We start from the raw sequence: 19857 nt of genomic DNA on the forward strand, positions 1-19857 counted from the left end.
GGGGGGGAGGGGGGGGGGGGTGTTTGTTGGCGGGGGGGGGGGGGGGGGGGGGGGAGGGGGGGGGGGGCCCCCCCCCCCCCCCCCCAGCTCGGCCCGTCGCCGTCGACGACCGCGCGCGGGGCCGGCGCCTTCGAGGTCTCGGGCGACGAGTGGAGCGGCGATCACGGCCGTGGATGCATGGCAGGCTGCCTCGCATGGTGATCAGTGATGTGTCGTGGGCCGATGACGAGGTGTTGGCGGTGTGTCCTGAGCTGACGGATGCCGAACTCGACGAGCTGTTCAGCGCGTCGTGGCCGAATCACAAGCCGACCTCCTTCGCGCCGATGCTGGCCCGCAGTCTGGCTTGGATCGCGGCGTGCCGGGGGAACCGGCTGGTCGGATTCGTCAACGTCGTCGGCGACGGCGGTGTGCACGCCTTCGTCCTGGACACCACCGTGCACCCGGACGAGCGCGGGCAGGGGCTCGGGACCCGGTTGGTGAGGGCGGCTGCCAGCGAGGCGAGCGCACGCGGTGCCGAGTGGCTGCACGTCGACTACGAACCGCACCTGGAGTCCTTCTACGGTCAGTGCGGATTCCGGCCGACCGCCGCCGGGCTCATGCGACTCTGAGCGTTCCGCCTCCGTCGCAGGGATGACTGGGCAGTCTGAAGCGGTGGGTGATCGGTGAGGATCGTTGCCATGACTTACGTGATCGAAGCTGCTCGTCCGGGTGACTCCGCGCAGTTGGGGCCGTTGCTGCTGAGGGCTTGGCTGCAGACATACCCCAACCCGGAGGTGGGGATCGACGAGGACTGGATCCGTGAGCATCGCGGCTCGTCAGCTACCGCGGAAGGCATCAACCAGTGGCGGGAGTTCATCGAGGCAGCGAACCAGGACCCGGATCTGCTGTTCTGCCGTGTTCTCCGTTCTGAAACCGAGATCGTCGGCGTTCTCTGCGGGCGCCGCGGCGAGGTGGTCACTCTCGGACCGATGTATCTGCTGGAACACGTCCAGGGCCAGGGACTCGGTGGCCGCATGATGACCGAGTTCCTCACCTGGGCCGGAGCCACACCCATATGCCTATGGGCCACCGACTACAACGACAGCGCGGTCCGCTTCTACCAGCGCCACGGATTCAAGGCCACGAGCGAGCGAGAGCTTTGGCAAGGAAGGCTGCCCAACCTCCGTATGACCCGCGAGGTCGCACCCAGCCTCAACAGCTGAGCTACCCGCGTTGGCAGCAACTGCCTCGAAGGCCAGCTGCGGGAGAACCCACGCCACGAGCTCGTGGGTGGGGCGAATGCAGACTCGACGGCCCGCCGCCGGAAGGGGTGGCGGGCCGCCCCGTGGACTGCTGCTGTTTCTCGTGAACATCCACGGTCCTCAAGATCGGCAACCGCGGCTCAAACCGGCAGACAAACGCTACTGCTGGAAGTGAACGAAGCCAGGGCGGTGTGCGGCAGGTGGGCTCTGCGGGGGTTGGGGGCGGGTGTGCGCAGGAAGTCGGGTGGGTCGACTTCCTGTGTTCATGGGTGGGTTGCGTGGGTGGCTTGGGCTTGGGCTTGGGCTTGGGCTTGGGTGCGGCAGTGGGTGAGGGCGGGTTTGAGGCGGGGGTCGGGGTTGGGGGTGGTGGTGAGGAGTTCGCCGGCGGTGGTGAGGGTGGTCCAGTAGTGGGTGGGGTCGCCGGTGGTGGGGTGGGGGTGGGTGGCGGTGAGGGAGAGGTAGGCGGTGGTGAGGTTGCCGGTGGTGAACCAGCGGGTGAGGCCGTGTTGGTGGCCGGCGCGGATGCTGCCGTGGGCGTCGATGGCGGTGAGGAAGAGTTCGATGACGGCGAGGTCGCGGTTGTCGGGGGTTTTGGGGATGTCGAAGACGCCGAGGGCTTCGAGGAGTTCGCCGGTGTCGTTCTCTGTGCCGGGGCGGGGGCTGGCGAGGAGGGCGTCGTAGCAGTCGTCGAGGCGGCGTTGGGTTTCGGCGGCGGGGATGCCGAGGGCGGTGCAGACGGCGCGGGCGGAGCGCAGGGGTTCGCGGGTGCGGCGGGCGAGGGTGGCGTAGGTGTCGGCGGGGGTGGAGCCGGTGTCGAACAGGTGGCGGGCGGTGAGGGGGAGTCGCATGGTGGGTGCCTGTTCAGACGGTGAGGAGGGTGGAAGTGGGGGAGGGTGCGGGGGCGATCAGGGCCCAGACGAACTTGCCGACGCCGCCGGCGCGGGGGCAGCAGCCCCATTTCTCGGCGAGTTCGTTGACGAGGAGGACGCCGCGTCCGTGTTCGTCGTCGGGGGTGGGGGTGTGGAGGGAGGGGCGGCCGGTGCCGGCGTCGTGGACTTCGAGTCGGAGGCGGTCGGCGGTGAGGGCGAAGCGGATTTCGATGAGGCGGTCGGTGGGGGCGTCGGTGTGCTGGACGGCGTTGGCGAAGAGTTCGCCGAGGAGGAGTTCGGCGGTGTCGCGGTAGCGGTCGCCGGTGGGGAGCGCGGCGAGGTAGGCGCGGAGCAACTGCCGGGCGACGGGGGTGGATTCGGTGCGGGAGTCCAGGCGCGCGGCGAACGTTCGGGGGCGGTGGGCGGCGCAGGTTTTGAGCATGGCGAGGCACCTCGGAGGGCGGAGTGGAAGAGCGTCACGGCGTCGCTTCGATGTGTAGTGATGCGACTACCCAGAGCACTCACTGTGGCTTAGTATTGGCCATGCCTTCAACTCTTCGGACCGGAAGGGAAAGTCGCTAGCGATCATGAACCGTAAGGAACTTGACCCCGACTCCTCACCCACCGCCAAGTTTGGTGTGCTGCTTCGGCAGGCCAGAGAGGCGAGAGGCTGGACGCAGGAACAGTTGGGGGGACTCGTCGGGTACTCTGCCGTTCACATCTCCGCCGTGGAAACTGGACGAAAGTCTCCAACCAGTAAATTTTCGAAGAGAATTGATGGCGTGTTTGAAACGGATCAGTTCGAACGAGAGTGGCGCCAGTCCGGACAGAGAGTTCTGTTCGAGGGCTTCGACCAGTACGCAGCCAAAGAGCGGGAGTCCGTGGCCATTCGGATCTTCGAGCTGGACATGGTGCCTGGCATGCTCCAGCACCCGGACTACAGTGCCGCGTACGAGATGGCGCCGGTTCGACGGGGTGAAGCCACGCAGGAGCAGGCGGAGGAGCGGCTGAAGGTCTTGGCCGGACGCCAGCGGCTGCTCGACCGTCCTGTGACGGTCCACGTGGTCCTCGACGAGTCGGTTCTACGGCGTCAAATCGGCGGAGCGGCTGTTATGGCCCGCCAGATGCAATATCTGGAAGACCTTGCGGCGCGCCCCCACGTCATCCTCCAAGTCGCCCCGTTCACGCTTGGTGAGTCGCGCCCCTTCTCGCACTCGGTCACCTTGTTGACCCTGCCCACTCGCACGATGGTTGGGTACACCGAAACGCTGGGGCGGAGCCTTCTGGAACGGGACTCTGAGGTCGTGGCCGGATGGGCTGGCCAGTACGATCGCCTTCAGGTCGACGCTCTCACCCGGCCGGACAGCGCGGCCATGATCCGGGAGGCACGGAACGATTATGAACGGCACGCACGATGACCACCCGGCTGACGCCGCGTGGCGAAAGAGTTCCTACAGCAACGGGCAAGGCGGGTGTGTCGAGGTCGACGACTCGCGCCCTGGAACGGTTCGCGACTCCAAGGACCCCGACGGACCAGCCTTGGCGTTCCCGGTCGACGCCTGGTCCAGCTTCGTCGGCGCCGTCCGTTCTGGCGAGTTCGGCGACGTCTGAGGAGGCTCGCACGTCTTTTGACAGCGGAGGCGGAAGAGCATGCCCAGGCGTGATTACGAGGACGACCCGGACGCCCCCGAGGCGAACTCGCTCGTTCCGGCCGCGTCCGTCGTCGTGGTCGACGACACCGGCTGCGTCCTCCTTCAGCGCCGGACTGACAACGGGATGTGGGCCCTGCCCGGCGGCAGGATGGACATCGGCGAGTCGCTCGCCGGGTGCGGGATCCGGGAGACGCGCGAGGAGACCGGTGTCGACGTCGAGATCACCGGGATCGTCGGCACCTATACCGACCCCCGGCACGTCTTCGCCTACGACGACGGATGACGTGGAACGAGTTCGGCACGGTCAGCTGGCGCAAGAGCAGCTACAGCGGCGACAACGGGGGCGACTGCATCGAGGTGGCCCCCGGATTCCCCGGCCTCGTCCCCGTGCGTGACTCCAAGGACCCGCACGGGCCGGTGCTCGTCTTCCCGGCCTCGGCCTGGACGTCCTTCCTCTCCTCCGTCCAGGCCGGTGACTTCCCGGAGCGGTGACCCGCCGCCGGGGGCGCATCGCCTTCCGCATGCGCCTGTCGCAGCCTGAAACGCGCCTTCTGACCAGGCGAAACGCGGTTCGGTCCCTACGCTGGATATCGGCCCGCCAGCTCCGTCGAAGGACCGCGTATGCGCCGCTCCCGCCTCATGCTGTTCCTGGCCCTGTCCGCCGTGACCGCCTCCGCCCTCGTCGCCGCCGACGCCGCGCCGGACGGGCCGGTCCCGTCGGTCAGCCTGCCGGTGCTCCGCGACCCGCAAGCCCAGCAGAGGCTCCACCGCATGACGGACCCGGTGCAGGACTGGGTGGAGTCCGGCGCTCCGGCGGCGGACGGCTACGCCGGGACCGTGATCGACGCGTCGAACCAGCACGCCGACATCTACTGGAAGGGCGAGGCCCCGACCGAGGTCCGGGCGCTGCTCGACGCGAACGCCGGCCCCGGCTACACCGTCGACGTTCACCAAAGCCCTTACTCCCGTGCGGAGATGCGTGCCGCGATCGACCGGTTCACCGCCGCTGTGGCGCCCGAGGCATGGACGTCGATCGGCCCGCAGGAGGACGGCACCGCCATCGCGATCACGTACGTGCCGACGAAGGCGACGCGGCCGACCGGCGGCGCCACGACCGAGCAGGCGTACTCCCGGATGGCCGCCGAGATCGCCGGGATGCCGGTGACGGCCACCGTCGAGGGCATCCCGGCAGCGCTGTCCGGCAGCCGGCACTCCGACAGCGCGCCGTACTACGCGGGCGCCGAAGTCAACACCGGCAAGGCCTCGTTCTGCTCGACCGCGTTCAGCGGTTGGAAGGACAGGACGAAGGTGCTGCTGACCGCCGCACACTGCGGCGCCGGCCGGTACTACAACGGCACCAACGGCTACATCGGCGACCTGTACGCGATCGGCGACGGTTTGGACGTCGGCATGATCGCGATCAACGGCGGCGGCGCCGGCCGGTTCTACGACGGCGCCTGGTCGGACAGCGGCGGTTCGTCGCGACGCACGTACGGGATCGGACGCAACAACGTGGGGGACCTCGTCTGCCTCAGCGGCGCCCAGTCGGGGTGGAAGTGCGACGTGGAGGTCAAGAAGGTCGATGTCGAGACGACGAACGACGAGGGGACGAAGATCAAGCCGGTGGACATCGCGGAGTCGAAGGGTGGTGACCGACGGGCGATCGGCGCGAAGGGCGACAGCGGCGGCCCCGCACTCGCCAACCCGTCCGGCGCGAACGGCGACATGGAGGCTCGCGGCGTGATCGTGGCCGGAAGGTCGGAGGTCGGTTGCCCGGCTGGATCGACGGCACACTCGACGACCTGCTACGCGCAGGTGCTCTACGTGCCGATGACGCCGGTGGTGAACCAGATGGGCTTCTCGATCTCCTGACGGCAGCGCGAGCCGGGAATCCCGCCCCCGCCGAGGAGGAGTGTCAGTTCCGCGGGTTGAGGCGGCGGGTGGGCTCCGCTGTCGACGGGTCCTCGGGCCAGGGGTGGCGGGGGTAGCGGCCTCTCAGCTCTGCGCGGACGGCGCGGTAGCCGTTCTGCCAGAAGCTCTCCAGGTCGCCGGTGACGGCGGCGGGGCGACCGGCGGGGGAGAGCAGGTGAATGGTCAGCGGGACGCGGCCGGCGGCCAGGGCAGGGGTCTTGGTCCAGCCGAAGAGTTCCTGCAACTTGACGGCCAGGAACGGGCGTTCGGTGCTGTAGTCGACGCGTATCTTCGAGCCGGACGGCACGGTGATGCGTTCGGGGGCCAGCTCGTCCAGGCGGCCTGCCTCGCCGGTGGCCCAGGGGAGCAGGCGTTGCAGGGCGGCAGTCGTATCGATGCGGGCGAGGTCGGCGCGGCGACGGGCGCGGGAGAGTTCGGGCTCCAGCCACTCGTCGGCGCGTTCCAGCAGTGCTTCGTCCGAGACGTCCGGCCAGGGGGCGCCGATCGCCGCGTGCAGGAAGGCGAGGCGTTCGCGCAGGCCGGAGGGGAATGTCAGCAGGGTGCTGATGCCCTCGCGGGCCAGGCCTTCGAGGATGGCGGTGCGGACGAGGGCCCGGTCGGGGCGGCTGAGCGGCTTCTCGGCGAGTTCGATCGCGCCCAGCGATTCGACCCGGCGGGAGACGACCTCGTCGCGGCGGGTGTCCCAGTGGACTTCCTCGCGGGATTCGAGCAGCGAGGCACCGGCAAGCCGGGCGGTGTCCTCGTCCAGTGCCGCAGCGTGCAGGATCCGGGCGGACGGGGAACCGGCCGGGCGGTCGGCGACTGCGATGGCGAGCCACGGCAGTGCGCCGAGCGCGGTGCCGGGCGCGAGTTCGGCCGCCGTCCCGGAGGCCATCAGGTACGGGCTGCGCTCGCCGGGGGCGGGGCGTTCGACCCGGGCGCGGGCGATGCGTTCGGGGAAGGCGAGGGCGACGACGAGGCCGGCGGCGGTCGTGTCGGGTAGCTGAGTGGCGGCTTCGGAGCCGGCGGCGCGCAGCAGGCGGCGGACTTCCTCGCGCCAGCGGCCGGCGTAGGGGTCGTTGGAGGAGCGGACCGCCCGCCAGACCGCGCCGAGGTCGTCGCCGAGGGCGCGCGGCGGTTCCTCGGAGAGCAGGGCGACCACCTCGGCGGCCCGACGGGCGCCGACGGCAGAGGCGCCGTCCACGAGCGCCCGCCCCAGCCGGGGGTGCAGCCCGGTGCGGGCGAGGCGCACGCCGCGCGGAGTCGCCCGGCCGTCGGCGTCGACGGCGCCGAGGGCCTGGAGGGTCTGCCGGGCGGCGGCCATCGCCCCGGCGGGCGGGGCGTCGGGCAGGGCGAGGCCGGTGGCGTCCGGGTCGCCCCAGCAGGCGGCCTGGAGAGCGAACGTGGTGAGGTCGGCGAGGGCGATCTCGGGGGTGGGGAAGCGGGCGGCGAGGGCGTCCTCGGCCTCGTTCCAGCAGCGGTACACGGTGCCGGGGGCCTCGCGGCCCGCACGGCCGGCGCGCTGGCGGGCGGCGGCGAGCGAGGCGCGGACGGTGACCAGGCCGGCCAGGCCGCGGGCGTGGTCGGTGCGCGGTTCGCGGGCGAGCCCGGCGTCGATGACGACGCGGACGCCGGGCACGGTGAGCGAGGACTCGGCGACGGCGGTGGCGAGCACGACGCGGCGGCCGTCCGAGGGGGTGAGGGCGGCGTCCTGGACGGCCTGCGGGGCGCGGCCGTGGAGTTGTAGGACGTCCGCCGCCACGGTGGACAACTGCCCGGCGACACGGCTGATCTCGCCGACGCCGGGCAGGAAGCAGAGCACGTCGCCCGCCTGCTCGGCGAGCGCCCGCCGGACGGTGGCGGCGACGTGGTCGAGCAGCGCCGGGTCGACCCGGGTGCCGTGGGCGGGCCGGACGGCGCGCGGCGGCGGTGCCCACACCGTCTCGACCGGGTGGGAGACCCCGTGCGCCTCCACCACCGGCGCGCCGCCGAGGAGTTCGGCCCAGGCCGCGGTGTCGGAGGTGGCCGAGGCGCAGACCAGCCGCAGTTCGGGCCGCAGTGCCGCCCGGACGTCGAGGAGGAAGGCGAGCGCGGTGTCGGCGTCCAGGTGCCGTTCGTGGCACTCGTCCAGGACGACCACGTCCACTCCGGGCAACTCCTGGTCGCGCTGGAGCCGTTGCAGCAGTACGCCGGTGGTGACCACCTCGACGACGGTGGAGGGCCCGACGCGACGGTCCCCGCGCACGGTGTAGCCGACCTGCCCGCCGACCGCCTCGCCCAGCAGCCAGGCCATCCGCCGGGCGGCGGCCCGGACGGCGAGCCGGCGCGGTTCGGCGACCAGCACGCGAAGCGTCGGACGCCCGGGATCGAGCAGACCGGCGAGCGCGAGCGGCACCAGGGTCGTCTTGCCGGTGCCGGGCGGGGCGGCGAGGACGGCGGTGCCCGGCCCGTCCAGCGCGTCGTGCAGTGCGGGCAGGGCGCTGCGGACGGGCAGTTCGCGCCAGGCGGGGTTCAGCGAGGCGGGGTTCGGCGAGGCGGGGTCGGGCAAGGCGGGGTTCGGCAAGGCGTCAGCCCCGCTCGGCGACGAAGATCGCGGTGCCGGGGATCAGCCGCCCGCGCAGCGGGGACCAGCCGCCCCACTCCTGCTCCAGGCCGGCCGGCCACTCGGGCTCGACCAGGTCGGTCAACCGGAATCCGGCGCCGACGAGTTCGCGGACCCGGTCGCCGATGGTGCGGTGGTGCTCGACGTAGCTGGCACGGCCGTGCTCGTCCTCCTCGACGTAGGGGGTGCGGTCGAAGTAGGAGGAGGCGGCGGTGAGGCCCTCGACGCCGGGCTCGTCGGGGAAGGCCCAGCGGATCGGGTGGGTGACGGAGAACACCCAGCGGCCGCCGGGGCGCAGTACCCGGTGCACCTCGCGCATCAGGGCGGCGGTGTCGGCGCTGAACGGGACGGCGCCGTAGGCGGAGCAGGCGAGGTCGAAGGAGGCGTCGGCGAAGGGCAGGACGGCGGCGTCGGCCTGGACGACGGCGACGGGGGTGGCGCCGCGGCCGAGGTCGATCCGGCGGGAGTGCTGGAGTTGGCGGTGGGAGATGTCCAGGGCGACGGGGCGGGCGCCGCGGCCGGCCAGCCAGCGCGAGCACTGGGCGGCGCCGGCGCCGATCTCCAGCACGTCCTTGTCCGCGACCTCGCCGAGGAGGTGGGCGTCGGCCTCGTCGAGGCCTTCGGGGCACCAGGTGAAGCGGTCGTCGCCGAGGAACTCCCCGTGCTCGTCCTGGTACTCGTCGGCGTTGCGGTCCCACCAGTGCCGGCTGGCCCGGCTGCTCTCCCCGGTGCCGGCCGCGCGCCGTACCGCGTCGTCGCCGTCGCCGTCAAGATCATGCAGGTCGGACTGGGGGGTGGTGGCCACGGTGATAATGCCCATCGCGTAGGGTGTGGAGTGCGGAAGCGCCGCTGCCGAGACCGGGCCCGTCAAGGACCCGATCCTGGTGGTGGCATCCGGGGAAGGGCCCCCTTCGGGCGCCACCGCAAGGTGCGCAATCGGAGGATATGGCCTGATCCACACCGGGCTCCACCGTCTTGCCGCTCTTGGCGTTGACCGTGCCTGGCCGTCCCCGTATGCTACAAGTTGCGCTGCGGGCCTGCGCGCCTCAGACGGAGCAGGTCGCGCTCGCATCTGTCGAAGACCCCACGGTCGCAAGACGGACGCCGGATTTCTCGCTGTGCGGGAATGCCGGTGCGCCGTGTTCTTGGCTGTCCGGCTTTCGGTGGGAGCGATACGGGCCCTCCGCGTGGCATTACCTACGACTTTCATGTCCGTACCGGAGCCCTTTTCCTAATGACGAGCCCCACCGACTCCTCCCTCAGCACCACCCCGCAGGTCGCGGTCAACGACATCGGCGACGCCGAGGCGTTCCTCGCCGCCATCGACGAGACCATCAAGTACTTCAACGATGGCGACATCGTCGAGGGCGTCATCGTGAAGGTCGACCGTGACGAGGTCCTCCTCGACATCGGTTACAAGACCGAGGGCGTCATCCCGTCCCGCGAGCTCTCGATCAAGCACGACGTCGACCCGCACGAGGTCGTCGCCGTCGGTGACAACATCGAGGCCCTGGTTCTCCAGAAGGAGGACAAGGAGGGTCGTCTCATCCTGTCCAAGAAGCGCGCTCAGTACGAGCGTGCCTGGGGCACGATCGAGAAGATCAAGGAAGAGGACGGCATCGTCACCGGTACCGTCATCGAGGTCGTCAAGGGTGGTCTCATCCTCGACATCGGCCTCCGTGGCTTCCTGCCGGCCTCGCTCGTCGAGATGCGCCGCGTCCGCGACCTCCAGCCCTACGTGGGCAAGGAGCTCGAGGCCAAGATCATCGAGCTGGACAAGAACCGCAACAACGTGGTCCTGTCCCGCCGTGCCTGGCTGGAGCAGACCCAGAGCGAGGTCCGCCAGACCTTCCTCACCACCCTGCAGAAGGGCCAGGTGCGCTCCGGCGTCGTCTCCTCGATCGTCAACTTCGGTGCCTTCGTGGACCTGGGTGGCGTCGACGGCCTGGTGCACGTCTCCGAGCTGTCCTGGAAGCACATCGACCACCCGTCCGAGGTTGTCGAGGTCGGCCAGGAGGTCACCGTCGAGGTTCTCGACGTTGACATGGACCGCGAGCGCGTCTCCCTGTCGCTGAAGGCGACCCAGGAGGACCCGTGGCAGCAGTTCGCCCGTACCCACCAGATCGGCCAGGTCGTTCCGGGTAAGGTCACCAAGCTGGTTCCGTTCGGTGCGTTCGTCCGCGTGGACGAGGGCATCGAGGGTCTGGTCCACATCTCCGAGCTGGCCGAGCGCCACGTGGAGATCCCGGAGCAGGTCGTCCAGGTCGGCGACGAGATCTTCGTCAAGGTCATCGACATCGACCTCGAGCGTCGCCGCATCAGCCTGTCGCTCAAGCAGGCCAACGAGGCGCTGGGTGCCAACCCGGCCGAGGTCGAGTTCGACCCGACCCTGTACGGCATGGCCGCCTCGTACGACGACCAGGGCAACTACATCTACCCGGAGGGCTTCGACCCCGAGGCGAACGACTGGCTGGCCGGCTTCGAGAAGCAGCGTGAGGAGTGGGAGCGCCAGTACGCCGAGGCGCAGTCCCGCTTCGAGCAGCACCAGGCCCAGGTCATCAAGAGCCGTGAGGCCGACGCCGAGGCCGCTGCCGAGGGTGGCGACGCCGTCGCCGCCGCTGCCGGTGGCTCCTACTCGTCCAGCAGCGACGAGGGCTCCGGCGCTCTCGCCTCGGACGAGGCCCTGGCGGCCCTGCGCGAGAAGCTGGCGGGCGGCCAGAGCTGAAGCTCTGACCCGCTGCCAGTGCCTGGCGCATAGCTGAACGATGGGCCCCACCCGGAGAAATCCGGGTGGGGCCCATTTCGTTTTCCGCCTTTGGCCGGGGTCTTTTACTTCACGTTCTTTCGTTTTTCGCCTTCACTTATTTGTGGTTTATGTGAAGGAATTTTGTGAGATGTGGCTCATTGTCCGTCTATAGGTCGAACATCGGGTTGCACCTACATTGAGGGGAGCTGCCCGAAAGGCCTCCTTGATGCGCAACGCTCCCACCGCTGCCGGCGACCCCGCGGTCCCCGGGCGGCTCGCCGCCCTCGGCCGGTTCTGCTTCCGCCACCGCCGCTGGGTGCTCGGCCTCTGGGCCGTCGTCCTGGTCGTGGGCGTGCTGATCGGCGGCCGGGTCTTCGAAGGAACGGTGGCCGGTGCCTCCTCCGCCACCGCCGAAGCCGACCGGGGCAACGCGGTGGTCGCCGCGACCGACCCGGCCCGCGGCACCGTCACCGCCGTCGTGGACGGGAAGCCGGTCGACGACCCGGCCGTACGGGCCGCCGTCACCAAGGTCACCGCCGACCTCGCCGCCCTCCCCGGCGTCTCCTCCGCGCTCGACGCCTACGGCACCGGCCCGGCGCCCGCAGCACTGCGCTCCGCCGACGGCACCGCGAGCCTGGTCACCGTACGGATGGCCGACACCAGCACCTCCGCCCAGACCGACGCCGTCACCCAGCGCCTCGCCGCGCTGAACGGCGAGGCCGGCGCCCACGTCACCGTCGGCGGGGACCTGGTGCTCCAGGACGAGGTCAAGAAGCAGACCGAACAGGACACCCGCTTCGGCGAGATGGTGACGCTGCCGCTCACCCTGATCGTCATGGTGCTGGTCTTCGGCGGCCTCGCCGCGGCCAGCCTGCCGGTGATCGGCGCGGTCGCCTCGGTGGGCGGCGCGCTGCTGGCCATGTTCGGTTTCAGCCGGATCATGGACATCGACACCAGCGTGCTGCCGATCGCCACCGTGCTCGGGCTCGGGCTCTCGATCGACTACGCGCTGCTCATGGTGAACCGCTTCCGGGAGGAACGCGGGCACGGCGCGGGCATCGCCGCCGCCGTCGAACGCACCGCCGCGACCGCCGGGCGCACCGTCGCCTTCTCCGGCCTCACCGTCGCCGTCGCGCTCTCCGGCCTGTTCGTCTTCACCAGCCCGGTGCTCGGCGCGGTCGCCGCCGCCGGGGTGAGCGTGGTGGTGATCGCGGTCGCCGCCGCGCTGACCCTGATCCCCGCGCTGCTCGGCTTCGCCGGCTCCCGGATCAAGGCGCCCGCCGCGCCCGTCCCCGACGAGGGCTTCTTCAGCCGGACCGTCCGCCGGGTCGGCAAGCGGGCGGTGCCGGTCGCGCTCGCCTGCGTCGCCCTGCTGATGGCCGCCGGCGCGCCCTTCCTGCACGCCGACATGCGCAACTCCGGCGCCGCCGTGCTGCCCGCCTCCTCGGCCGGGCGGCAGGTCGCCGACGCCGTCGACCAGCGCTTCCCGCAGGCCGCGGCCGCGCCGATCACCGTCGTCGTCGAGGGCGGCGCGCCCGTCGCCCAGGCGTACGCGGACGACGTCGTCGCCAAGCTGCCCGGGGTCGCCGGGGTGCGGGCGGTGACCCCGGTGAGCGACTCGGTGTCCACCGTCGACGTGCTCGTCCACGGCGACCCGCAGGGCCACCAGGCCAAACAGGTCGTCCAGGAACTGCGGGCCGACCGCGGTGGGCTGAAGACCTACGTCACCGGCGGCGCGGCCTCGGTCGTCGACTTCAAGGACGAGCTGATGTCGCGGGGCCCCTGGGCACTCGGGCTGGTCGCGGTCGGCACGCTGGTGCTGCTCTTCCTGATGACCGGCTCGGTGGTGATGCCGGTCAAGGCGCTGCTGATGAACCTGCTGTCGCTGGGCGCCTCGCTCGGCGCGCTCACCCTGGTGTTCCAGGACGGGTACTTCAGCGGGCTGCTCGGCTTCAGCCCCACCGGCGGGCTGGAGACCTTCATCCCGGTGCTGGTCTTCGCCTTCGCGTTCGGGCTGTCCATGGACTACGAGGTGTTCCTGCTCGCCCGGATCAAGGAACTGCGGGACAAGGGACACAGCTGCACCAGGGCGGTGGAGCTCGGGGTCCAGCGCAGTGGCCGGATCATCACCTCGGCGGCGCTGCTGATGGTGATCGTGTTCGCCGGGTTCGCCCTCGGGGACATGCTCATGGTCAAGCAGATGGGCATCGCGCTGGCCGTCGCCGTCGCGGTGGACGCCACCCTGGTGCGCTGCCTGCTGGTGCCCGCCGCGATGAGCCTGTTCGGCGAGTTCAACTGGTGGGCGCCCGCCCCGCTGCGGCGCCTGCACCGGCGCTTCGGGCTGAGCGAGCACGTCGAACTGCCGACCGTCGGCGCGACGGCCGTTCCGGCTCCGCGGCCGGAGGCCAGGGACCTGGTGGGTTCAGCGCAGTCGGCGCAGTAGGTCGACGCCCGCCCTCAGGGTCAGCCGCTCCTCCGGGGTGAGGCGGGCCTCGATGGCGGTGGCGATCCGCTGCTCCCGGCGGGCGCGCTGCTCCAGCAGGGCGGCGCGGCCCGCTCCGGTCGCGGTGACCAGCAGTTTCCGGCCGTCGGTGGGGTGGGGCTGCTGGGTGACGAGCCCGGCCTCGGTCAGCAGGGCGACGGTGCGGGCCATCGACTGGTGGCGGACGCGCTGGTGCTCGGCGAGTTCGGCGACGGTGCAGGCGCGTTCGTCGCGGACGAGGACGCCGAGGACGCCGGCCTGGTTCTGCGGCAGCTCTTCGTCCGGGCGCAGGGAGCGGACCAGGTCGCCGATGGCGGCGCGCAGCTCGGCGGCGAGTTCGAGGGTTTCGGGAGCCGGACTGTTCATGGGAGAAGCCTACCGGGAACCTCCACAGCAAAACTGTACAGTCATGCTGTATGGTCTGCCGCATGAGGATCACCAAGTTCGGACACGCCTGCGTACGCCTGGAGCACGACGGGACGACCGTCGTCGTCGACCCCGGGGCGTTCACCGACCCCGCCGCGCTGACCGGGGCCGACGCCGTCCTGATCACCCACGAGCACATGGACCACTTCGAGGAGGCCCGGCTGCGCGCCGCCCTGGAGGCCGACCCGGCCCTTCGGGTGTGGACCAACAGCGCGGTGGCCGCCCAACTGGACGGCGTGGCGCAGCGCGTCGCCGTGGTCGGCGAGGGCGACGCCTTCGAGGTCGGCGGGGTCGGGGTGAGCGTGCACGGCGAGTGGCACGCGGTCATCCACCGGGACATCCCGCGGGTGAAGAACATCGGCTTCCTCTTCGACGGCCGGCTGTTCCACCCCGGCGACGCGTTCACCGTGCCGCCGCACTCGGTGGACACCCTGCTGCTGCCGCTCGCGGCGCCGTGGAGCAAGGCCGGTGAGGTCGTCGACTACGTCCGGGAGGCCGCCCCGCGGGTGGCGGTGCCGGTGCACGAGGCGACGCTGAGCCCGATCGGGCACATGATCGCCACCCGGCTGCTCGGGCCGGACGGGCCGGGCACGGGCGCGGAGCTGACCGTGCTCGGGGAGGGCGAGAGCCTGGAGCTGGGCTGACGGTGCCGGGGGGCGGGGCGGGGCCGGTGCTGGTTGCGCGGCGGTCGGCCGCTGGTCCCGGCGGTCCGGGCGCCGGTAGCCTGACGCCATGCTGAAGATCGGACTGACGGGTGGCATCGGCGCCGGCAAGAGCGAGGTGTCCCGGCTCTTCGCCGCCCACGGCGCGGTGATCGTGGATTCCGACGTGATCGCCCGCGAGGTGGTCGCGCCCGGGACGGACGGTCTGGCGGCCGTGGCCGCCGAGTTCGGGCCGCAGGTGCTGCGCGAGGACGGCGCGCTCGACCGCCCGGCCCTCGGCGCGATCGTGTTCGCCGACCCGGCGCGGCTCCAGGCGCTGAACGCGATCGTCCACCCGCTGGTGCGCGCCCGGTCCGCCGAACTGGAGGCCGCGGCCGCGCCGGACGCGGTGGTGGTGCACGACGTGCCGCTGCTCGCGGAGAACGGCCTCGCCCCGCTGTACGACCTGGTCGTGGTGGTCGACGCGGCCGACGACGTGCGGGTGGAGCGGCTGGTGCGGCTGCGCGGGATGGCCGAGGACGAGGCCCGGGCCCGGATGGCCGCGCAGGCCTCGCGGGCGGACCGGCTGGCGATCGCCGACGTGGTGATCGACAACGGCGGGCCGCTGGAGGCGCTCGCGGCGCGGGTCGACGAGGTGTGGGCGGAGCTGGTGAAGCGCGCCGCCGCTGCCTGAGGTTCAGGCGGCGGTCAGCGGCAGACGGGCCCGGACGGCGAAGCCGCCCTCGGTGGTGGGGCCGGCGTGCAGGGTGCCGCCGAGGTCGTCGGCGCGGGTGCGCATGCCGTCCAGGCCGTGGCCGCCGGAGGGCAGCCGGAGTCCGTCCGGGTCGGCCGCCGTGGCGGGGGAGTTGACGATGTCGAGGAGCAGCCCGTCCGGGTGGACCTCGACGGTGACGGCGACCTCGGCGGCCGGGGCGTGCTTGTGGGCGTTGGTCAGGGCTTCCTGGACGATCCGGTAGGTGGCGTACTGCACGGCCGGTCCGGGTGCGGGCAGTCCTTCGGCGGGGCCGGTGAGGGTGAGGTCGACGGCGAGTCCGGCCTGGCGGGACTCCTCGACCAGGGCGGGAAGTCCGTGCAGTGAGGGGCCCTGGTCGGAGGCCGGGGTGAGGACGCCGAGCAGGCCGCGCAGCTCGGTGAGGGCCTGGAGGCCGAGAGCGCGGATCAGGCCGAGGGTCTCCCGGACGGCGGTCGGGTCGTCGGCGGCCGCGACCTGGCAGGCGCCGGCGTGCAGGGTGATGAGGGAGACGCGGTTGGAGACCACGTCGTGCATCTCCCGGGCGAGCCGGGCGCGTTCGGCGGCGGCGGCGCGCTCCTCGGCGTACCGGCGGGCCGCCTCCAGCAGCCGGTTGCGTTCGGCGAGCGCGGCGACGGCGCGGGCGCGATGGTGGGCGGTGAGGCCGAGGGCGAGCGGGACGGCGCCGAAGACCAGCGGGTCCTCGGCCAGGTTGGCGAGGGCGGAGAGGCTGCTGACGTCCCCGAGGTCCATGGGGAGGAGCAGGCGCACCCCGGCCAGCACGGCCAGGACGGCCGTCACCCGGGTGGCGCCGCGCCGCGTGGCCAGCCCGTAGAGGGCGACGGCGAGCGGGAGTTGGCCGCCCAGCAGGGTGACGGCGGCGACGGCCGCCGGGTACCGCAGGCGGGCGGCGAGGGCGAGCGCGCCGGCCGCCACCAGGCCCGCGTTGACCGGTGCCGAGGTGGTCGGTCCGATGTCGGGGTCGCCCGCGGCGAGCGGGACGAGCACCAGCAGCACCAGGACGGTCGGCCCGAGCGCGACGACCGGGCCGGGCAGGCGCAGCGGCGGGCCCGGCAGCGGTACCGCGGCGAGGGCGGAGTCCAACTGGTCGGCGGGGTGGGTCCGGTGGGCCGCGCCGGCGTGGTGGGTGGCGTGGGGCTGGTGGGCGGCGTCGGCTTGGTGGGCGGCGTCGGGCTGGTCGGTGGACTGGTGGTGCTGGTGACGGGTGGGGTCCAACCGGCCGGTGGGGCGCCGGAGTCGGGGCCGCTGCTGGGTGGGCTGGCGCATGGGGGCATGCTCGCACACCCCGTCCGGCCCGGGGTGGCGAGCGGGCCGCAGTGGCCGGGAACAGCCTGGAATTCGCCTTCCCGGGAAGGGATCATGGTCGGATGGATGATCGTTTCTCTCCCGAGCCGCCGACCGTCGTCCGGCTGCCGCAGTACACCCGCGCCGACCATGACGAGATCCTCGGCCCCGGCGACGACCCGTACGGCGTCGCCTACACCGGACTGACCTGGCTGCCCAAGGACATCCACTTCGGCATCCGGGCCGCCGACGGCCGGCTCGTCGCGCACACCGGCCTGGTGCCGCTCCCGCTCACCGTCGGCGGCACCGACCTGGCGGCGATCGGCGTCGGCGGCGTCGCCGTCGCCCCCGACCGGCGCGGCGCCGGCCTCGCGCGGGCCGTGGTCCGGGCCGCCCTCGGCCACGCCCGCACCCTCGGCCACCGCCACGCGCTGCTGTTCTGCCGCCCGCCGCTGGCCACGTTCTACCGGGGGCTCGGATTCCGCGAGGTCGCGGAGGAGGTGACGGTGGAGCAGCCCGAGGGACGGTTGGCGGTGATGCCGCTGCGCACCATGTGGGCGCCGTTGGCGGAGGGCGCCGGGTGGCCGGAGGGGCCGGTGCGGTTGCGCTCGCTGCCGATGTGACGTGCCCTGTGGGGATGGGGGCGGGGGCGGGTTCTGGGCGGGGTCACTCCGGCCAGGCGGAGTTCTCGATCACGGCGACGAAGTCGGTCCGCTCGAAGTCCGGGTCGAAGTGGGCGAGGACGTCCGCCTTGACGTTGCCGAAGGCGGTCTCCGGCTTGGGCGCGACGCCGTCGTGGAAGGCGCGCAGGATGCCGCGCTTGAAGTCCGGGCGCGGATGGGCGGCGACCACGGCGTCCCGGTCGGCGGCGGCGAGGTCCGCGTACCCGATGCCGAGCACGTCCAGCTCCACGCCGGCGGTGGTCAGCGCGATCTCCGGCTCCAGGAACTCCGGGATGCCGGGCGTGGTGTGCAGGGCGATCGCCTCCCACACCAGGCGCACCCGCCGCTCGTCCACCCCGTGCCCGCGCAGGAACGCGGCGGCGGCCTCGGCGCCGTCCACCTCGAAGCGCCGACCGGAGGCGTGGTGCTCGGGGCCCAGGCCGAGATCGTGGAACATCGCGGCCAGGTACAGGAGTTCGGGATCGAAGTCGAGCCCCCGGCGGCGGCCCTGGAGGGCGCCGAACAGGTAGACCCGGCGGGAGTGGTGGTACAGCAGCTCGGTGGTGGCGTCCCGGACCAGCTCGGTGGCCTCGGCGGCGAGGCGGCTGTCGGGGATCCGCACCCCGGCGATCTCGGTGGCGGTCATGCGGTGGCCTCCAGGGTGGTGGTGCTCGGGTCGGTGCCCGGGACGGTGGCGGTCGGTACGGCGGCGGTTCGGTCGGCAGGGGTCGGGTCGGTCGCGGTCGGCGAGCCCGCCGCGTGGGCGACGGCGGCGCCGGCCAGCGCGCGGATCATGGCGTGCGCCCGGGTGCCGTCGCCGGACAGCTCCGGCTGGAAGAGCGAGGCGAGGAAGAACGGGTGGTCCGGCAGTTCCAGGACGCGCACCTCGCCCGCGCCGTCCGCGCCGCTGAACCGCAGCCCGTGCGCGCGCAGTTGGTCCAGGTAGTCGGCGTTGAGGCCGTACGCGCAGTGGTAGCGCTCCAGGGTGCGGGTGGTGCCGAGGACGCGCTCGGCGAGCGTGCCGGGGGTGATCGCGACCGCCCCCTCGTGGCCGACCAGGGAGCAGGCCAGCGGCACGATCACCTGCTCGTCCCGCTCCGGGTGCTCCTCGCCGTGGACGGCCCCGCCGAGGCCGCAGACGTTGCGGGCGTACTCCAGCACCGCGTGCTGGAACCCGGCGCAGGTGCCGAGGAAGGGGATGCCGCGCTCGCGGGCCGTCCGGACGGCGGCCAGCGCGCCCGCCTCGCTGCGGTAGGGGCTGCCGGGGAGCAGCCAGACTGCGTCGAAGCCGTCCAGGGCGCCGGGAGCCCCGGCGTCCTCGGTGGGGATCCAGTAGGCGTCCAGGACGAGCTGCTCGCGCTCGGCGAGGGCGTCGAGCAGGCCGGGGATGCGGGCGTGCGAGCGGACGGCGGGGGAGCGGTCGCCGACCAGGGCGATCCGCGGGGTGAGGTAGGTCATGGGACTATCCTGACCCCGCACCCGAGATCAGCGCCAACGATGATTTCTTACCCCTCGATCAGAAGAGTTGATGACTGCCGTGGATCCGCAGCAGCTGCGCACCTTCGTCACCGTCACCCGCCTCGGCTCCTTCTCCGAGGCCGCGCGGGAACTCGGCTACACCCAGTCCGCGGTCTCCCAGCAGATCGCCGCCCTGGAGGCCGACCTCGGGACCGGCCTGCTCAGCCGCCGCCCGGTCGGCCCGACCGAGGCCGGCCTGCGGCTGCTGGAGCACGCGGCGCCCCTGCTGGTCCGGCTGGAGGCGGCGCGCGCCGACGTCGCACGCCTGGCTGGTGCCCCGAGTGCCCGGCTGGTGCTCGGTGCCACCCCGCTGGCAGTCGGAGCGACCCTGGGGCGCGCACTCGGCGAGGTGCGCCGGGCCCACCCGGCGGCCGACCTCGTCGTCCGGGTCCTCGCCCAGGACGCGCTGCCCGCCCAGGTCGCCACCGGCGAGGTCGACCTCGCCCTGATCGACGGCCTCGCCGCCCCCAGCGACCCGCTGCCGCTGCCCGACGTCGGCCCGCTCACCACCGTCGCCGTCGACGAGCAGCCCGTCGCCGTCGCCCTCCCGGTCGGCCACCCTCTGGCGGGCCGCACCGGCGTCGCGCTCGCCGACCTCTCCGCCGCCCGCTGGCTCGACGCCCCCGACCTCACCCCGACCGCCGCCCGGCTGCGCGCCGCCGCCGGCGTCGACGGCTTCCGCCCCGCCACCCGCTACCGGGGCACCGACGTGCACGGGCTGCTCGCCCTGGTCGCCACCGGGCACGGGCTCAGCCTGCTCCCGGCGTCCGTCCTCGCCGGGGCGCCCGGCGTCGCGTCCGCGCCGATCGCCGCCCCGCGGCTGGTGCACCGCACCGAACTGGTGCACGGCAGCCTGCCGGAGGGGCCGGCCGCGCTGCTGGCGCGGCTGCTGTCGGGCACACCCTGAGCCCGCTCCCCGGATCGCGCCGGGCGCCCGCGGTGTTTGTGGAGGCGCGATCACCGGGCGTTCACGTCCTGGGACTGACGGTGGTCGCATTGGTGGTGCTGTCATGGGCACAGTCGCCCGGCGCGAGGCCGGGCAAGGCCCAGG

Annotated in this window: 20 protein-coding genes and 1 pseudogene; 13 read left to right on the forward strand and 8 right to left on the reverse strand. The window is 72.5% G+C overall.

Annotation, left to right across the window (positions count from 1 at the left end; genetic code table 11):
- Nucleotides 1–194 precede the first annotated feature (194 nt).
- Both AC07BF_RS26060 and AC07BF_RS26065 read left to right on the forward strand, forming a co-directional pair.
- A complete protein-coding gene (locus AC07BF_RS26060) occupies nt 195–608 on the forward strand; it encodes a GNAT family N-acetyltransferase (protein ID WP_478333977.1) in 414 nt (137 codons plus the stop codon).
- Between the two features lie 69 nt (nt 609–677).
- On the forward strand, nt 678–1202 hold the full coding sequence (locus AC07BF_RS26065) for a GNAT family N-acetyltransferase (RefSeq protein ID WP_478316966.1): 525 nt from the start codon (nt 678–680) through the stop codon (nt 1200–1202).
- A 302-nt stretch (nt 1203–1504) separates the two neighbouring features.
- Here the strand turns inward: AC07BF_RS26065 and AC07BF_RS26070 are convergent, their stop codons facing one another.
- Nucleotides 1505–2089 (reverse strand): hypothetical protein, encoded by a 585-nt coding sequence (locus AC07BF_RS26070; protein WP_478333978.1) that lies wholly within the window; start codon nt 2087–2089, stop codon nt 1505–1507.
- Nucleotides 2090–2102: 13 nt separating this feature from the next.
- Nucleotides 2103–2552: an ATP-binding protein gene (locus AC07BF_RS26075; protein ID WP_478333979.1), complete on the reverse strand. Its 450-nt coding sequence runs from the start codon at nt 2550–2552 to the stop codon at nt 2103–2105.
- A 145-nt stretch (nt 2553–2697) separates the two neighbouring features.
- On the opposite strand from AC07BF_RS26075, the gene AC07BF_RS26080 reads away from it, so the two are divergent.
- From AC07BF_RS26080 to AC07BF_RS26100, 5 genes and pseudogenes are all read left to right on the forward strand, one after another.
- Nucleotides 2698–3528 (forward strand): helix-turn-helix domain-containing protein, encoded by an 831-nt coding sequence (locus AC07BF_RS26080; RefSeq protein ID WP_400988458.1) that lies wholly within the window; start codon nt 2698–2700, stop codon nt 3526–3528.
- The gene (locus AC07BF_RS26085) at nt 3509–3721 is read left to right on the forward strand and encodes a DUF397 domain-containing protein (RefSeq protein ID WP_400333150.1); all 213 of its coding nucleotides are present in this window, start codon (nt 3509–3511) and stop codon (nt 3719–3721) included. The genes AC07BF_RS26080 and AC07BF_RS26085 overlap by 20 nt, the downstream gene beginning before the upstream one ends.
- Nucleotides 3722–3760: 39 nt before the next feature.
- Nucleotides 3761–4042, forward strand: a pseudogene (locus AC07BF_RS26090) (NUDIX domain-containing protein); the annotation flags it as partial.
- A complete protein-coding gene (locus tag AC07BF_RS26095; protein WP_400988460.1) occupies nt 4042–4254 on the forward strand; it encodes a DUF397 domain-containing protein in 213 nt (70 codons plus the stop codon). The pseudogene AC07BF_RS26090 and the gene AC07BF_RS26095, both read left to right, overlap by 1 nt.
- Nucleotides 4255–4383: 129 nt before the next feature.
- Nucleotides 4384–5634 carry a chymotrypsin family serine protease gene (locus tag AC07BF_RS26100; protein ID WP_478333980.1) on the forward strand — a complete coding sequence of 417 codons (1251 nt, stop codon included), beginning with the start codon at nt 4384–4386 and terminating at the stop codon, nt 5632–5634.
- Between the two features lie 43 nt (nt 5635–5677).
- Here AC07BF_RS26100 and hrpB read toward each other — a convergent pair whose 3' ends face one another.
- Entirely contained in the window at nt 5678–8188 is a 2511-nt protein-coding gene (gene hrpB / locus AC07BF_RS26105; RefSeq protein WP_478334002.1) for an ATP-dependent helicase HrpB, read from the reverse strand.
- Nucleotides 8189–8240: 52 nt separating this feature from the next.
- Nucleotides 8241–9095, reverse strand: a complete 855-nt coding sequence (locus AC07BF_RS26110) for a class I SAM-dependent methyltransferase (RefSeq protein WP_402450973.1) — start codon at nt 9093–9095, stop codon at nt 8241–8243.
- 414 nt (nt 9096–9509) lie between these two features.
- On the opposite strand from AC07BF_RS26110, the gene rpsA reads away from it, so the two are divergent.
- Nucleotides 9510–11000: a 30S ribosomal protein S1 gene (rpsA, locus tag AC07BF_RS26115; RefSeq protein ID WP_063347134.1), complete on the forward strand. Its 1491-nt coding sequence runs from the start codon at nt 9510–9512 to the stop codon at nt 10998–11000.
- Nucleotides 11001–11247: 247 nt separating this feature from the next.
- Complete coding sequence (locus AC07BF_RS26120; protein ID WP_478333981.1) at nt 11248–13464, forward strand: MMPL family transporter; 2217 nt, start codon at nt 11248–11250, stop codon at nt 13462–13464.
- On the opposite strand, the gene AC07BF_RS26125 is transcribed toward AC07BF_RS26120, so the two are convergent.
- Complete coding sequence (locus tag AC07BF_RS26125) at nt 13444–13869, reverse strand: MarR family winged helix-turn-helix transcriptional regulator (protein ID WP_478333982.1); 426 nt, start codon at nt 13867–13869, stop codon at nt 13444–13446. The genes AC07BF_RS26120 and AC07BF_RS26125 overlap by 21 nt on opposite strands.
- 62 nt (nt 13870–13931) lie before the next feature.
- On the opposite strand from AC07BF_RS26125, the gene AC07BF_RS26130 reads away from it, so the two are divergent.
- Both AC07BF_RS26130 and coaE read left to right on the forward strand, forming a co-directional pair.
- Nucleotides 13932–14573 (forward strand): MBL fold metallo-hydrolase, encoded by a 642-nt coding sequence (locus AC07BF_RS26130; protein ID WP_363584185.1) that lies wholly within the window; start codon nt 13932–13934, stop codon nt 14571–14573.
- Nucleotides 14574–14661: 88 nt separating this feature from the next.
- Entirely contained in the window at nt 14662–15264 is a 603-nt protein-coding gene (gene coaE / locus AC07BF_RS26135) for a dephospho-CoA kinase (protein ID WP_400334352.1), read from the forward strand.
- Between the two features lie 3 nt (nt 15265–15267).
- Here coaE and AC07BF_RS26140 read toward each other — a convergent pair whose 3' ends face one another.
- Nucleotides 15268–16608: a sensor histidine kinase gene (locus tag AC07BF_RS26140; protein ID WP_478333983.1), complete on the reverse strand. Its 1341-nt coding sequence runs from the start codon at nt 16606–16608 to the stop codon at nt 15268–15270.
- A 101-nt stretch (nt 16609–16709) separates the two neighbouring features.
- Between AC07BF_RS26140 and AC07BF_RS26145 the strand changes: the two genes are divergently transcribed.
- The gene (locus tag AC07BF_RS26145) at nt 16710–17249 is read left to right on the forward strand and encodes a GNAT family N-acetyltransferase (protein WP_363584179.1); all 540 of its coding nucleotides are present in this window, start codon (nt 16710–16712) and stop codon (nt 17247–17249) included.
- 43 nt (nt 17250–17292) lie between these two features.
- Here AC07BF_RS26145 and AC07BF_RS26150 read toward each other — a convergent pair whose 3' ends face one another.
- Together AC07BF_RS26150 and AC07BF_RS26155 are read right to left on the reverse strand one after the other, a co-directional pair.
- Nucleotides 17293–17934 carry an HD domain-containing protein gene (locus tag AC07BF_RS26150; protein WP_478333984.1) on the reverse strand — a complete coding sequence of 214 codons (642 nt, stop codon included), beginning with the start codon at nt 17932–17934 and terminating at the stop codon, nt 17293–17295.
- Nucleotides 17931–18746 (reverse strand): CTP synthase C-terminal region-related (seleno)protein, encoded by an 816-nt coding sequence (locus AC07BF_RS26155; protein WP_478333985.1) that lies wholly within the window; start codon nt 18744–18746, stop codon nt 17931–17933. The genes AC07BF_RS26150 and AC07BF_RS26155 overlap by 4 nt, the downstream gene beginning before the upstream one ends.
- Before the next feature lie 70 nt (nt 18747–18816).
- On the opposite strand from AC07BF_RS26155, the gene AC07BF_RS26160 reads away from it, so the two are divergent.
- On the forward strand, nt 18817–19713 hold the full coding sequence (locus tag AC07BF_RS26160; protein WP_400334360.1) for a LysR family transcriptional regulator: 897 nt from the start codon (nt 18817–18819) through the stop codon (nt 19711–19713).
- Nucleotides 19714–19857: the final 144 nt, after the last annotated feature.

Source organism: Kitasatospora sp. NPDC043950 (genome assembly GCF_056435345.1).

What these genes read in the sequence shown, in the direction of transcription:
- rpsA (WP_063347134.1), top strand. Translation starts at nt 9,510, where the DNA reads ATGACGAGCCCCACCGACTCCTCCCTCAGCACCACCCCGCAGGTCGCG.
- coaE (WP_400334352.1), top strand. Translation starts at nt 14,662, where the DNA reads ATGCTGAAGATCGGACTGACGGGTGGCATCGGCGCCGGCAAGAGCGAG.
- AC07BF_RS26075 (WP_478333979.1), bottom strand. Translation starts at nt 2,552, where the DNA reads ATGCTCAAAACCTGCGCCGCCCACCGCCCCCGAACGTTCGCCGCGCGC.
- AC07BF_RS26140 (WP_478333983.1), bottom strand. Translation starts at nt 16,608, where the DNA reads ATGCGCCAGCCCACCCAGCAGCGGCCCCGACTCCGGCGCCCCACCGGC.
- AC07BF_RS26150 (WP_478333984.1), bottom strand. Translation starts at nt 17,934, where the DNA reads ATGACCGCCACCGAGATCGCCGGGGTGCGGATCCCCGACAGCCGCCTC.
- AC07BF_RS26095 (WP_400988460.1), top strand. Translation starts at nt 4,042, where the DNA reads ATGACGTGGAACGAGTTCGGCACGGTCAGCTGGCGCAAGAGCAGCTAC.
- AC07BF_RS26130 (WP_363584185.1), top strand. Translation starts at nt 13,932, where the DNA reads ATGAGGATCACCAAGTTCGGACACGCCTGCGTACGCCTGGAGCACGAC.
- AC07BF_RS26120 (WP_478333981.1), top strand. Translation starts at nt 11,248, where the DNA reads ATGCGCAACGCTCCCACCGCTGCCGGCGACCCCGCGGTCCCCGGGCGG.
- AC07BF_RS26060 (WP_478333977.1), top strand. Translation starts at nt 195, where the DNA reads ATGGTGATCAGTGATGTGTCGTGGGCCGATGACGAGGTGTTGGCGGTG.
- AC07BF_RS26070 (WP_478333978.1), bottom strand. Translation starts at nt 2,089, where the DNA reads ATGCGACTCCCCCTCACCGCCCGCCACCTGTTCGACACCGGCTCCACC.
- AC07BF_RS26110 (WP_402450973.1), bottom strand. Translation starts at nt 9,095, where the DNA reads ATGGGCATTATCACCGTGGCCACCACCCCCCAGTCCGACCTGCATGAT.
- AC07BF_RS26145 (WP_363584179.1), top strand. Translation starts at nt 16,710, where the DNA reads ATGGATGATCGTTTCTCTCCCGAGCCGCCGACCGTCGTCCGGCTGCCG.
- AC07BF_RS26065 (WP_478316966.1), top strand. Translation starts at nt 678, where the DNA reads ATGACTTACGTGATCGAAGCTGCTCGTCCGGGTGACTCCGCGCAGTTG.
- AC07BF_RS26085 (WP_400333150.1), top strand. Translation starts at nt 3,509, where the DNA reads ATGAACGGCACGCACGATGACCACCCGGCTGACGCCGCGTGGCGAAAG.
- AC07BF_RS26155 (WP_478333985.1), bottom strand. Translation starts at nt 18,746, where the DNA reads ATGACCTACCTCACCCCGCGGATCGCCCTGGTCGGCGACCGCTCCCCC.
- AC07BF_RS26080 (WP_400988458.1), top strand. Translation starts at nt 2,698, where the DNA reads ATGAACCGTAAGGAACTTGACCCCGACTCCTCACCCACCGCCAAGTTT.
- AC07BF_RS26125 (WP_478333982.1), bottom strand. Translation starts at nt 13,869, where the DNA reads ATGAACAGTCCGGCTCCCGAAACCCTCGAACTCGCCGCCGAGCTGCGC.
- AC07BF_RS26160 (WP_400334360.1), top strand. Translation starts at nt 18,817, where the DNA reads ATGACTGCCGTGGATCCGCAGCAGCTGCGCACCTTCGTCACCGTCACC.
- AC07BF_RS26100 (WP_478333980.1), top strand. Translation starts at nt 4,384, where the DNA reads ATGCGCCGCTCCCGCCTCATGCTGTTCCTGGCCCTGTCCGCCGTGACC.